9 protein-coding genes are annotated in these 14,955 nt (G+C 39.3%); 3 read left to right on the plus strand and 6 right to left on the minus strand.

Translation table 11 applies throughout. The features are described from left to right. The 6 genes from AC4MRQ_RS20160 to AC4MRQ_RS20185 form a co-directional block, all read right to left on the minus strand. Nucleotides 1-802, minus strand: an 802-nt coding sequence (locus tag AC4MRQ_RS20160; protein ID WP_491199519.1) for a hypothetical protein, incomplete at its 3' end; no start/stop codon positions are given. 24 nt (nt 803-826) lie between these two features. Then, nucleotides 827-2,908 carry a glycoside hydrolase family 172 protein gene (locus AC4MRQ_RS20165; protein ID WP_491199520.1) on the minus strand — a complete coding sequence of 694 codons (2,082 nt, stop codon included), beginning with the start codon at nt 2,906-2,908 and terminating at the stop codon, nt 827-829. Nucleotides 2,909-3,288: 380 nt separating this feature from the next. Next, nucleotides 3,289-4,713 carry a Gfo/Idh/MocA family oxidoreductase gene (locus AC4MRQ_RS20170; RefSeq protein ID WP_491199521.1) on the minus strand — a complete coding sequence of 475 codons (1,425 nt, stop codon included), beginning with the start codon at nt 4,711-4,713 and terminating at the stop codon, nt 3,289-3,291. A 480-nt stretch (nt 4,714-5,193) separates the two neighbouring features. Continuing rightward, nucleotides 5,194-7,269: an alpha-galactosidase gene (locus AC4MRQ_RS20175; RefSeq protein WP_491199522.1), complete on the minus strand. Its 2,076-nt coding sequence runs from the start codon at nt 7,267-7,269 to the stop codon at nt 5,194-5,196. A 354-nt stretch (nt 7,270-7,623) separates the two neighbouring features. Continuing rightward, the gene (locus tag AC4MRQ_RS20180) at nt 7,624-8,991 is read right to left on the minus strand and encodes an alpha-L-fucosidase (RefSeq protein ID WP_491199523.1); all 1,368 of its coding nucleotides are present in this window, start codon (nt 8,989-8,991) and stop codon (nt 7,624-7,626) included. Between the two features lie 72 nt (nt 8,992-9,063). Continuing rightward, nucleotides 9,064-11,268 (minus strand): alpha-N-acetylglucosaminidase, encoded by a 2,205-nt coding sequence (locus AC4MRQ_RS20185; RefSeq protein ID WP_491199524.1) that lies wholly within the window; start codon nt 11,266-11,268, stop codon nt 9,064-9,066. A 359-nt stretch (nt 11,269-11,627) separates the two neighbouring features. Between AC4MRQ_RS20185 and AC4MRQ_RS20190 the strand changes: the two genes are divergently transcribed. The 3 genes from AC4MRQ_RS20190 to AC4MRQ_RS20200 form a co-directional block, all read left to right on the plus strand. Then, nucleotides 11,628-12,197 (plus strand): RNA polymerase sigma-70 factor, encoded by a 570-nt coding sequence (locus tag AC4MRQ_RS20190; protein WP_491199525.1) that lies wholly within the window; start codon nt 11,628-11,630, stop codon nt 12,195-12,197. A gap of 88 nt (nt 12,198-12,285) precedes the next feature. After that, on the plus strand, nt 12,286-13,293 hold the full coding sequence (locus AC4MRQ_RS20195) for a FecR family protein (RefSeq protein ID WP_491199526.1): 1,008 nt from the start codon (nt 12,286-12,288) through the stop codon (nt 13,291-13,293). 200 nt (nt 13,294-13,493) lie between these two features. Further along, on the plus strand, nt 13,494-14,955 hold a 1,462-nt coding region (locus AC4MRQ_RS20200), incomplete at its 3' end, for a SusC/RagA family TonB-linked outer membrane protein (RefSeq protein WP_491199527.1).

Consider the following 14,955-nt stretch of genomic DNA (forward strand, 5'->3'; position numbering starts at 1 on the left):
TAATGAATTTCGAAGAAGTAGAGTAATTGGAAATTTTGTTCCAGGTATCACCGTTCTTTATATGAGGCAGACCTTCTTCCAGTACAATCGTCTCAATTACCTTAGTCAATTTGGTTGAAGGAATGCAATACATAGCAAATTTAGCGCCTGTAATTTCGGCATCACTATCATTAACCGGCACTGCCTGCCCAAACTTTTGCTCCCAATTATCAACAACCCGATATTCTGATCGATCACGCACAAAACCGGTTAAACTAGCTCCACCATCAATCTTTTGAGCTGTATTACCAAATGGTTCCACCTTTATTGTTTCAAAACCACCCCGACTTTTTAAATTGAGTCCCATAAAACCAACAGCCATCTCATCATCATAGGCAATACCAATTGACTGACCAATTTTCTCAGACGGAAGCACCTGATAAGGCCCCCAAATTACTTTGTCTATTCTTTCGTCACTGGCTACATCGATAATTTCAAAAGTCAGGTATTCTTTTTTATTAGCAACTTTTACTTTGACCTCAGCTCCTATCCCATCAAAACTAAAATTTAATACGTCACCCGAACGTTTCCAGTTAGAAATCGCATACTTTTCTCCTTCACTTTCCACGGTCAGAAAGGAAGTTGGGTTTCCATTCATTAACAGGTTTTTCCCGGATTCTTTATCCAGTAAATCGCTTAATTGCCCTGTTTCATCAAGTGTTAACTTGAAATTACCATTTTCAAGAAGGTTTTCAGGCCCTATATTGCATGCCAGCAACATTACTGTGCAGCATACTGACACAATAAATTTATTCGTCTTCATTGTTAATTCTTTCGTTATTTTGGATTATTCCCGATTCAAAAAGTTATTCTCAATCAAAAAGAAATCAATACCTAAGGCATATTTCTTTTGCTTAGAACGTGCTTTTGCATTAGCACCTTTAAAAACAAACTTAATGACAAAGGCATTGTCTTTGGGCTGGCATTTTCCAAGGTCGATGTAAGGGGTGGTCATCCCTCCATGATTGGAATATAAGTCCTGTGAAGCCCGTCTTTCGCCGTTGACATAAATATCAAAAGCGCCACAAATCTGCCCCACAGCAGCACATACCTTTATATCAGAAGCTTCAAATTGTTCTGTAATTTTCAAGGTGGCAAAGTCCCCTTTATTTTCGAACCAGATATTCTTTAACTGCCCGCTACTGATTTCACCCCAAACCGGTATATTTGCATTGTTTTCCTTGACGCCTTCACTCTTACCTGTAATTGCTAATATTTCGGCTTCCAAAGCACCATCAACAATGTACTGCTCCTTTTTGGCCACCTCTACTTTAGCTTGTAAACCTCTTAAGGTTGGTAATTGGCCGGCCGCCATATCGGGCAGTGCTTGACGATTATGACTAACACCCGGTGCTCCGTACCAAAATGTGGTTTGTGAATATTGCAGGTAATGCCATCTTTGACGCGTACCACAAGAAGATTCCACATCAAAACGGATACGTTCATTAAAAGGAATCGCATCGAGAACACGGGTACGCGAACATACATTGTAACCCATAGAGCGTGGATTAGCAACGATCACATTTCCTAAAAAGGGTTTTGAGAATTGATCGGCAGGTGTTGGCACCACACCACCGGCCCAGCCATAATAGTCTTCGGTTCCGGTACCGAAATGAGATGGGAAATTCCTGTCAAAATCATCATCAATATAGATTTTTTCATCACCTTCACCCCACCAGCCTTCGCGCGGATTTAAAACCGTCCATTGATCACCCACAACAACACCACGACCCTTAGCTTCCAGAAAATTCCAATCGAACAAAGGGAAAGTTGGTGTTGGTTCGTCCATTCGCCAGGAAGCATAGAAATGCATACTGTTGGCATTCCACTTATAGTCTGAAGTGCTCACTTTCAATCGTACCTTGTAAGTATCATTGTGTAGGTTTTTTAATTTGACAACGCCTGTGTTTTCGTATGGCATTACCCAGCTACATACAAATGTTCCATCTTCTTGAACTTCACGTTCCCACATTTTAAAGGGCTGTATTTTGCCCACATTGTTAAAGAAATCGCCAAGGGGTGTCCAAACAGTTTCAATGCCATCAAACGTTCCACTAAGAACTATGGAGCGCAAAGCTTGCGGCAAATCAGAAGCTTCTTCTATCTTTACTTCCAGATGTCTGACTGCATTAGCTCCATGAGGCAAATCAACACTTAGCTCTTCATCTTTTGTAAGTTCAGCCACCTCTTCTTGCTCATTCCCCTTTTTACTGGTACCTGACAGTAACTGTTGAGCAATATTTTTACGAACCTTCTTAATAGAATTAAACTCTTCCATTGTAAAAGTTCGAACCTTGGTTCCTTCCGGATAACTTCGATAATTGATGATGTTGTAAAAGGCCTTTTTATCCATCGTTATTTTACAACTCTTGCCATAGGGAATTGGGAAATACAAATTACCGGCTCGCGTTGACTCATCCGCAAAAGGTGGCTTAACAAAGTCCTGCCCTTTTACCAAAGCAAAGAAGTTAGTATTAATAACCGGCTCTTGGGCGCCGTCCAGGTATATCTTAATATTGGCACCAGTGGTATCATTCAACCCATAATAAAAGCAAACAGCCCAAATCTTGGTAATAACGCCCGGACCATCATCTTCCATTATAACCCATTCTTTTTGACCGTTATTCTCTTCAATCCTGATATAACCAATGCCATCGCTGTCGGCAAACCATCCAGGCTGATCCGGTGAAATAGATTCCCGATTATAACTACTGGCTTGTAAACATTGGTAATTGGTTTCAGGGAAATAAGTAATCTGATCACGATCGACCATTTCATTTAATAGAGTGGTCAGGTTAATTTCATCGGACGCCTTACATCCTACGAAAAATAATAGAGCAATTATTAAAGGCGGGAAGTTCTTTCTCATGCTTGTGAATTTTAGTTACATCAAATATTAAAAAGATGCCTCAAATGGATGTTTCCAATATTTCAGAAAATGCACTCTATTATTCACACTGCTGATTTAATGCATGTTACAAGGGGATGTTTTTGTACTTTGTAAAAAGGATGAAAAATAAAGGGAATAAAAGGATGAACGGTTCAAAAAGTAACACTACCCTTTGAACCGTTCCTAAAATTTGAACAATACTGCCCTAATCCTTTATTAATATATTTAGCACTTCGCTCAAAAAACTGCGCTTGATGACTGAAATTGTTTTTAGTTCATCAGCTGAGGCCATTTGATACCAACAACCTGCATATGTTATTTAAACGATTAGAACAGGATCGATGCTTAACCAATTCTTGCTATAATTTATAGAACTCTTCCCAACCTTTTCGTGGTGGAGCTCCAACTAATAACTGATTGGCCAGTTTATTATTCGTAATCTCGTTCCGCTTAGCATTGAATTTAATTTTAGTATTCAATTGCTGAGCAATTACACCCAAATTAAATACCTGACTTAAAGGAGCTGCAACATCAAAGTTTGAACGACATTTTTCTTCTCCTTTACATCCTTTCAGGAAGTTTGCAAAATGATTGGATGTACTTTCCGGCACTTCCGGTAGCTTACCAGCCATATCTTTAGCTGCTTCTTCAGGAATTATCTTAAGAGTACTACCATGCGAACCTCCTTTAAACATCAAGTCCTTGCCATATATAATCTTTCCAGGATTTAGCTTAGCTGGCTGTATTTTACCATTCCCAACTGGAGGAATGTTAGGGTCCAGTTCCGAAACGCCATAGCCCTCTGGCACTGATGGAACATTATTTACACCATCGTACCAGGTAATATCACAGGCTGGCATGCCTTTACGTTTTGGGAAACGGAAAGCCAACGTAGACGCTTGCGGGAAGAATAGTGAATTATGCCCTTCGATTTTAAGCGGATCGACTTCATAAGGTAAGCCCAGATTCAAGAATTCGTGTGCTGTATCCATAATGTGAGCACCCCAGTCACCTAAAGCTCCCATACCGAAGTCATACCAGCAACGCCACTGTCCATGGTGAAAGTCCTTATGGTAATCATGATGTTGCGCCGTACCTAACCAGGTGTCCCAATCCAGCGTTTCAGGAATCGGCTGTCCTTTTGGGAAACTTGTCATACTCGTGTCCCAGCCATGCCAACGCCTTTTTCCGTTCATATGAGCCGTAATGGCCGTAACATCTTTAATAATGCCGGCATCAACCCATGTTTTAAACTGGAAATAGTTGGCTTCTGAGTGTCCCTGATTACCCATCTGTGTAGCAACCTTATATTTACGAGCTGCCAACATCATTAATTCATTTTCATTGAAGGTGCGAGCCAATGGCTTTTCAACGTAAACATGCTTACCCAGCGACATTGATAACATGGTAATCGGAAAGTGTGAGAAGTCAGGTGTAGAAACGCTGACAGCATCAATCTCCTTGCCCATCTTGTCGAACATCTCACGGAAGTCCTGGAAACGACGTGCGTTAGGAAATTTATTCATGATTTCTAAAGTATGCTTAGCGCCCATATCCACATCGCACAATGCTACAATATTAGCCAAACCGGTGGCGTGCAAAGCATTTACCACACCGGCGCCACGGTGACCAATACCTACACATGCAAGGTTAACTTTATCACTGGGAGCGACAGAACTTCTGGTTGCTCCTATTACGTGACGTGGTAGAATTGTTATTGCCCCTAAAGCAAGAGCACTGTTCTTTAAAAATTCACGTCTTTGATTCTTTCGAGATTTATCCATGATTCGACTTGTTTAAGTTGAATCATAAAAGTAGTTGCCTTGATTCTGATTGTAGCACGACAAATGAATTAACAATGCCTGATATTTGTTGCAATACACTTATTTTTTTGGCAGAGAATAGTAGATAGCCAGTGATTTATAAAGAAATTCCCAATGCGTAACAAATAACACATTGGGAATTATCTTAACCCCTTGAACTATTATAATCTCCCATAATTTATTCCTATCACGGAGCTGTGCTGTTTAATGTGTCGCACCTTCAGCGCTTAATTTTCATGTTTATCGAACGCAGGGTTTTCACCCTGCGCTATTATGTTCTGACCTTACAGGCCATTAACAAAACATTATCAAACATTGCCCTGTAAGGGCAAGCCATATTAGCATAGCCCGAGAGGGCTATGGCCAAGAATGATCTGTTCGATTAAGGACTGTAAGTTCGACACATCCGTTATCTGCAGTTTATTTAAGTCTTGATTTATACTACTTCTTTACAAAGTCAAGTACCTTTACTTCTCCCGGTGCCAGACTGATTTCCAACTCACCGTTGTGTTTGACAGTTTTTCCTTCCATGTCATTGGCATTTTGTAATGGGGATGCTATTACAAACTCAGCATTTATTTCATTTAATCCTAATCGTCGATCCAGTTTCACCCGATAGCTTTGAGTTTGATCCGATGGGTTATGGAATGAAATATAACCCCCGTCCTGATTCCAGCCATTGTAGCCATATACCTCCTGATTCTTTGGATTTCCTCCATGCATGCGTGAAAACTTAAAATATGGAAAGGCCTTGTGTACCCATTTTAAGCCATCGGCCAAAACATCCCAATCTGCTTCGGAGAGGTTCTCAGTCACAATGTATAACTCAACAAATCCCGTTCCCCGAGAAAGGTTCATCCACAGATACTCACTGAATTTCTCACGACTCTCACCTGTTTTAGTCTTCTTTGGCTCGTGATTAAAAACCGAATTGATTGGAAATTGTGTTTTTTCTTTCACCCAGGTATCGTAATAAACGCCGTCACGATACACCAACTCTTCAGTCCGGTTACTTCCGCCAGCTGCATCACCGGCATTTATCATCCAAACCGCATCGATATACATCAGCCACCATGGACTCAGGTAAGCACCATTCGAAATAACAATGTAAACATCCGGATTAATCTTGTGCTGCTTCTTAAAAATTTCCATCAACCGCTCAGTACCGGCAACCAGGTAATAGGTTTTTAGCTCATCATATTTAGAATCATTTAATCGCTCGTCTGCCGGCTTAAATCCTTTGGTATCTAACTGAGGCATACGCGGTATATAATCACCTTCTTCAATATCAAATTCGCGCCTGTTTAAATGCCCAAATAAGCCATCCAGCTTAAAATAGCTAACACCCTGCTCGGTTAATTCCAACATGCGATCTTCAAGTAACTGCATATATTTAGGACCTGCCAGCGACATGTACTGATCTAGTGCTTCCATACCTTTTTCGCGCATTAAAGGAACAGCTGGCCGGGCGCCAAAATTACATCCCGGACTTAACCACAATCCCAGCTGTGACTTAGCCTCATTAACAGTTTGCTTACTACTTTCAAGATTTTTATCGAAACGATCTTCATTCACCTTCCACACTTTATCGCTCCAATCAATATGTGAATTTTGCCATCCGTCATCAATAACGTATGCACTCAAAGGAGGAACTTGTCGCTCCCCATTTAACTCCTGACTTACTTTTTTAACACTTCCGGCAAATGACTCACGCGTTACCTTGCTCCAAAAGTCGAACCAGCTGTTATACTGCACTTGTAGACGCAATGGACGAATCCGCACCTCATCGATATAAGCAAAAAAGGCATCTTGAATAAAAGCAGCATCATCTCCAACTCCAAGCACCGATTTATAGGAGGTATAACTGGTGCCCTTCTTAACATCTTTTCCGCACAAGTAACCACAATAAGCCACCTGATCCTCCACATAGTTATATGCAGCAGGAAACTCAACTCCCCAAAAGGTCGCTGTTTCTTTTGTGTACAATGGTTGCCCCAAGCCGGGTCGCCATTGAGCCGGTCCCCACGCCATTATTTGCTTCTCCTGATAAGGTTGATAAATATCCTTAACTTCAACACAATCAACATCAATTCGCTCCAGTGTCCAATCTCTGTTGGATAATACTTTTATATACTTCCGCATAAAAGCCTGCCCTTTGCATGTCTCATAATTTAACTCCAATTGCAGGTCATATTCATTATTCTCCAAAAGCAATGTTAAACCATCGGCATCATCCTTCAATACCTTATTTACCATAAAATCACTGCTAGTCAAAACAATGTCCGATCCTTCAATATGTGTTCCCTTCGAAATGCGAATGCGAAACTCATCACTGTTGATGATCTCCAATTCTTTACCGGCTAGTTTATTTTTTATCGAAATGGTTTTAACGTGCCCATCTGTAATTGATAATGTTCGCGAAACCGAGTTATTTTCTATTGTGAACTCACTTTTTCCCTGACATGCTGCTAACAAGCACGCTATAAGAAAAAGCGTTGTGTACTGTAATTTCTTCATTTTGTTTGTAATTATTGATGTATAATTTTGTTTTGAAACTATTATAATGGGGCCAACTCAAAGAATAACTGCTTATTGTGCTCAGTGCATTGTGCACAGTGCACCGAGCACTAACAAGGGAACTACCATTCAATCAGATCCGAAACCAGGTAAAAATTACGTCATTAAACATGCCTGATTACCTACTTAGATTTCAGACAATAGATTTGCTGACCTGACACTCTCTTAAAGCACCAAGTAAACATAGAACAACAGTATGCAGAAGTATTACTTTAATGTATTTAGTCTACAATCCATTGTTTTTGCAATTATTGTCTATCGTATTTTTTTAGCTCTAAATTCTTGATTGCATCACTATTCCAGGAAGATCTCAATCACCGGTATTTCAACATTTGGCTTGGTAACCGGTAAACTTAAATTAAGATCATTCTCCCCTAGTTTCTCTTTCATCCAATGACCATATGGAGCTGATATTTTGATCTCAGAAGCATCGTGTAAAAATTGCGCATACTTCACCTTACCCTTCATGCCATTTAAGCGGAAGTTTTGTAGTGGATAATCCAGTAAATGGATATACAAGCGATTTGTTTCCGGGTTGTAGGTCAGTAATGAATGATCCGGAACCGTATATTCATCAGGTGCCTGCGTGCATCCATAAATCGCTCGGCTATTGTATTTCATCCAGTCACCCATTGCAGCCAAGGCCTTATCTGCCCTTTCATCAAAATTTCCACGTCCGGTCGGTCCAACATTCAACAGCAGGTTACCACCTTTACTCACCGATTCTATTAACAATACCAATAGTTGCTTTGTATCTTTCCAGGTGTGCTCATCGCGGTAATATCCCCATGAACCACTGAAGGTCTGACAGGTTTCCCATGGGATTCGCTTGCCTTCATAAGTCGGCCATTGGGCTACCTTAAATTGTTCAGGTGTTGTAAAATCCCACCCTTTGCTCATATCTTTCAGGTCGAGGCGATCGTTTACAATTATACCTGGCTGCAAAGAACGAACCATGTCAATCAAATTCTCTGAATCCCAGTCGTTACGGTCTTTACCAAACTTACCCGGAAATGAATAATCGAGCCATAGCAGGTCTATTGTACCATAATTGCTGAGCAGCTCTCTTATTTGATTATGAAGGTACTCTCGATAAATATTCATATCCCGGTCTTTGTTCAGCCTTTTGTAATCTTTGCTGTCATTCGGGCGTAAGGGATGAATCCGATCGACTGTATAATGCGGATGATGCCAGTCAATTAGAGAATAATAAAACCCCACCTTTAAACCTTCTGAACGAAGTGCTTCAACATATTCCTTCACCAAATCCTTAGCGATGGGTGTATTTGTGGATTTATAATCGGTATATTTTGAATCAAAAAGACAAAAACCTTCGTGGTGTTTTGTCGTCAGAACAACATACTTCATGCCCGCCTCTTTTGCTTTGCGTGCCCACTCTTTTGGATTATATAAATCAGGTTTAAAGCGTTCGAAATATTTACGGTATTGCTCTGTCGTCAGACGTTCGCGCATCTGAACCCATTCATGCCGGGCCGGCAAAGCATATAGCCCCCAGTGTACAAACATCCCAAACCGATCACTGGTCCACCAGGCCAGGCGATCCTCTTTTTGTTGTTCTGTTTCGTTCCATTCTTTGTTCTGTGCCATACCTGACAATGGTAAAGCTAGAAGTAAGATCAAAATAAATGTAGTTAGTCTCATATCTTTTAATTATTTGAAGTCATAAATTTTCCGCGTCTAACAATTTACATGATTTTAACATCAAACAAAATGTCATTTGTAATATTCATCCGCTAATGTTGAATACTTCTTAAAGGTCTCAAGAACAATATTAAGCTCATCCCCAACCGGCAATTCTTTAAATTGTTTTGGTGTTTCAATCCAGGATGTTTCCCAATCAGCTAACTGGTTATAAAAATCATTGGCTCTCAAGGCTTCTCGACCATGCACTTGTGGCAATCCCTTTTCAATGTAATCGGTTCCATTTTCCAGATGTTGATCCAACATGGCATAAAACATTTCCCAACGTGGATAATAATATCCACTTATTAAACCGCTCCACTCTCGCCATGAGTAGTCGAATATCTTATCAGCACCCCATTGTGTTACCAGTAAAGAAGCATTATAATCGTACAAATCTTTTTCTTCTTGCGTGATACCCCATTTGCGCGCTGCTTTCACCCAATGATCAAATCGGTATTCAGAGCGTGTTGAAAGTACTTTATCTGCATCCTTTAGCAGAGTCAGAAAACGCTGCGAGTGCAATTTAAAGGCTTGTCGGTCTCGTGCCTTAAAAGCTTCTGCGGCCTTACGATGAATCACTTGTCCCAAGTTTGTTAACATCTGACGCTGCAAATCCACTATATCATATCGGTAGCCGTCAGCTCCCGACAGTTTTTCCTGATCTTGTAATAATAATCCGAGAGCTCTAATTAGCGATTGTGGCGGGTAAGGAATATGAAACCCGGCGTTAGGCCCTGATTTTTTCACATCAACTGCCGGACGCGCACAGATTATAGAACTTTTCTCTACTCCATTTGTGCCTGGTTTATAAGGCCCATCCAACAACAGTTGCCAGGCTTGTTGTGCCGATGCCGACACCTGGCCATAACGCCTCTCTGCATACTTATTTAACCATTCATTAATATCAACTTTACCGTCATGGCAAGCCATTTCAAAAGCCAAATCATAGTATACGGGATTTTGCACAATTGATTCCATAAACAAACCACTTCCAAGTACATTCGGTGCTTTTTGCTTTGCTCTCTGATATTGATTCGAAGCCAATAATTTCAAATCGCCATGCATATTAATTCGTCCACCAAAATTGTGCAGGTTACCTACCACAAAATCATATCCCCAGAAATTCTCCTTCCCCCTCCAGGTATGACCATTTAAATCGAGTACCAGCAGTTTACTCTTTGGTGCTGCCTTGGCAATATCCTCACGAATAGACCAGGCCTGCATCGCCCAAATGGCAGAAGTATCTAATTCTGTCATGAGATCATAAATGTTTTCTCCCACCTTTTTTAAATAGCTTTCCGTCTCTTGCGGCGGATGCCCCTCATGGAATGGATCGGCAGCATAAACTCCATGAGCCCCAAATAACTTTCGTTCCTCGTCTAAAAATGCTTTTCCAAATTGTTTAAATAAAGGATCAAGCGGATCTAGTTGAGCAGTTCCTTCAAAGCCACACCACTCTGCTTCTTGCAGAATTTTTGCCTCAGGAAACTTCTGCATAAATGATCGTGGTACACATCCGGTAAAGCCTTGCTGAATGGGTTGCATACCGAGTTCTAACTGGTGGTTAATAATTTTCTGCCCAAGCTCAACATGAGTATCAATCCAGTTTTTGGGAAGTGGTCCGCCATGGCTTTGGATATTGGTCATCCATTGCCAGGCAAAGTATGCTGGTCCAACCAGATAAGAACGTGCCTCTTCATCACTATAGCCAAACTTTAATAAAGTATTGTACCAAACACCTTCCAGTCCAATCACCGACAATGGCATATTTATCCCATTCATTGCCATAAAGTCAATTTCGCGTTGCCACCGTTCCCAATCCCACCACGATGCAGTATAGTTGAGCGTACAGTAATTAAAATATACCCGGTATTTGGGATCAATTACTTTACGAACTGTAGCTTCCGGCAAAGGCAGTTTATCAGCTAAGTCTAATTGATCACCACACCAGGACATATGCGCATTACAAGTATATTTAAGGTACCAGTTTAATGCTGATGCAATGGCCACCTGGCAGTTACCTTTTAATAAAACTTTATTGTTCTTACTTGATATTTCAAATACATCTTTCCCATTTTCGGCCTCAATTAATTCCAACTTAATTTGGTTTGAATGTTCAGGGATAACTCTCTCTATTAATTGACGGGAAGATTCTAAAATTGGTTCTGTATATGTATCACTAACGTTACATGAGGAATAAACAAAAATGAGAAGTATGAAAATAGTTTGCTTCATTCTTTGGACTTTTTTAGTTTTCATCCTAAATGTGAAGAATGGAGCTGAAATTTGTGTATTCAGAAAATCATTTTAAGCACTCATTCATTCACCGCACTGATTTCATGACACTTACAAACACACATCTTTAGTGGAAGTATACTAAAAAATACAGGATGTCCTTTATCTTTGCTTTAAAATTGATGTAACATTCTATTGATTTTGCCTTGATGTTAATGATTACAGATGGAAATTAATTTGATACCAATAGTCAGATATTGAAGATTCAGGTTAATGTCCGACTAATGACCATTGATGAAAGGTTAAAGCTATATTAGTATCAGAAACTGGTTTTAGAATTGATTACATTATATGGGCCTATGAAAAAAGAAGAATCGTTTGTAATATCTCAACTTAAAAGCGGAAATAAGGCTGCTTTTGAGTACATCTTTAAAAGTTATTACGATTCTTTATGCTTGTATAGTTATAGGTACGTAAAAGATAAGACGGTTGCTGAAGACGTTGTCGCTGATTTTTTTGAACGACTCTATAAAAAACGGATTCAATTAAATGTAACTATTTCTTTAAGAGCTTACCTTTTTACTTCAGTACGTAATTTATCACTCAATTCTCTTCGGAACCGCCAGGACAAAGTGTCTATTGAAGAAATAATGGCAAAGGATGAAACTTCGGCGATACTTGGCGTAAAACAAAATGATTTTAGTTCTCTTTTGGGTGAGGATGTTCAACTCAAAATTGAAGAAGCTATTAACTTACTTCCCGATCAATGCCGGTTAATCTTTCAAATGAGTCGTTTTCAGAAGATGAAATACAGAGAGATTAGTGATGAACTCGATATATCGGTTAAAACGGTTGAAACCCAAATGTCACGTGCCTTAAAAAAGCTGCGAAAAGAACTTTCTGATTATCTTCATCTGTTTATAGTTTAAAGCTTTACCGATGTTTGTAAAAAAAAGTTAAAAACTTTGTAGGGGTAAATATAAAATCTTGTGTCATCAGAATAAAGGCAGCAAAAAGATGACCACAGACAAAGACTTTATAAAAGAAATCATCCGGTATTTAACTGGTGAAGATGACGAACCTGATAAGAAAAAATTAAATTCATGGCTTCGTGAAGATCCCAAAAATCAAATTGTATTTGACGAATTGCAAAATATTTGGTTTGCCTTAAATGCAACCGAAGAACGAAAAATGTTTGAAATTGATAAGGCCTGGAAAAGGTATAGTTCATGGATTGACGAACAAAATAACAGCACCCCTGCCAATAGATCATTACATTATTTGAAAATTGCGTCACAATACGCAGCAGTAATTCTAATTTCCATTTTAATAACAGTGGCGTATTATCAATTTGGAGGCTCTAAAGAGGAATTACAAACCTTTACAACTAATATTCCTGTTGGACAAAAAGGTTCTGTTACATTATCGGATGGGACCATAGTACAACTAAATGGCGGTTCTGAACTGGTTTGTCAGATGTTTCAGGGAAGAAAAGAGAGACGAGTTGCTTTGAATGGAGAAGGTTATTTTCAGGTAGCACATAATGACGACCAGCCTTTTATTGTGGATGTTAACAACATTTCAGTAAAAGTGTACGGAACCGAATTTAATATTCACGGATACAAGGAGGATGACTACACGAAAACCGCATTAATAAAAGGAAGTGTGGGAGTAAAATTATCCAATGGAACCGAATACATGTTGCAGCCAAACGAATTAATCAATGTTTCACGCAATGGAGATATAAACCTGCTTAAAAACCAATCCATTGAACAACAGTTAAACTGGCTTAGTGATAAATACAAGTTTAAAGACGAAAGTCTGAAAATTATCATTAAGCAGGTAGAGCGCATGTACGGTGTTAAAATCACTATAAACGAACCACATATTGTACAGGAAGTTTACACCGGACAATTTTCAAGAAACGAATCAATTGAGAGTGTTTTACAACGATTGATTATGTCATCACCATTTAAATTGGATTATAAAATAAACAATAAGGAGATTACCATTTTTTCTAAATAACCACCTAAACAGCAGTGCCTATGACATAAATTTTAAAATCATCTAAAAAGGGAATGCGCCAACATTCCCTCAGGATCAAACATGTGTCAGCATGTTTTAGAATTAATCGAATCAGCCTTACAGGCTAATAATTATTTCAATCCAAAAATATGAAAAATAAACTATTGGACCGGTATGTCCTGCACAAAACATTATTGGTCATGAAATTGACATTTACATTACTTGTAATATTTTCATTAAATGCTTTTTCTTCGGCATACTCTCAAAAAAACAGGTTAAGCCTTAAATTAAAAGATGTCAGCCTCGAAAAAGCACTGGAAGCTATCGAAAGTGTAGCTGGATATGAATTTTTCTATCATCAGGATAGAATTAACCTTCACGACAAAGTGAGCATTAATGTCGAAGAAGAACCTCTGGAAAACGTATTAAATGAGGTCTTAAAGGATCAATCTGTTGAATATCGTATTATTAACCAAAGTATTATTCTTACAGAGAAAGGATGGGTTAATTCAAAAAAGGCCATTCAACAAGAGAGCTTCGAAGTCAAAGGAACTGTCACCGATCACAAGGGAGAACCCCTTCCCGGTGTTAATGTATTTGAGGAATCAAATGTAAGTAACGGAGTAATTACGGGTATTGATGGTTCGTTTAATATTGAAGTATCTAATCGGGATGCCGTTATTGTATTTTCATTTATAGGCTTTGAGGAGCAAAATATAAATGTTGCCGGACGAACACAATTCGATGTTACCTTAGTTGAAGAATCAACAGGCTTAGATGAAGTTGTTGTGGTTGGTTACGGCGAACAAAAGAAAGTTAACCTGACTGGTTCTGTCAGTTCTGTTAAAGCCAAAGAGTTGGATAATATACCAATGGCTAACCTGTCTAATGGAATGGCAGGCCGGGCTCCAGGTGTTCAGGTTGTTAATACATCCGGTTTGGCAGGTGCAAGCGCCAGTATCCGTATTCGAGGAGGAATCAATGAACCTCTGTATATAATTGACGGAATTGTATCCAGCAAATCTCAATTCGATGCGTTAGACCCTAATGAAGTTGAAAACATTAACTTCCTTAAAGATGCGGCAAGTGCTGCTGTTTATGGTGCTAAAGCAGGTAACGGAGTTGTTATCATTTCTACCCGAAAAGGATCAAAACAAAAACCTCAGTTTAATGTAAAATCTTCCTTCTCAACATCCCGAACTACCCAACCGGTTCAAAGTTACACCGCTACACAAGAGTTAGAATACGTTAACCGGATGATGGAAACCAGAGGGCAAGAGATGCCATATGGCCCGGAGATTTTTGATTATTTTAAAGACAAAAGCTATGATATCAATGATCTGATCTGGCAAAATCCATCCATTCAACAGCATAACATCAGTGTTGATGGAGGATCGGAGAAGATTCAATACTATCTGTCATTAGGTTACCACTCCGAAGAGGGCTCCTACCACAACACCAATTACGATCGTTATAATTTCCGATCTAATATTACAGCACATATTACCGATCATTTTAAGGTTAACTTTAATATCAGTGGTAATCAGCGTAATTATGACCGTTGGTATTGGCCTTATGACGGAGCTGAAGATTTTAATGTTGGTGATTGGTACAGAGCTACTTTTAACTGGACGCGTTTGTATCCATTTTATACAGATGCCG

The sequence above is a fragment of the Carboxylicivirga sp. genome (assembly GCF_982718395.1).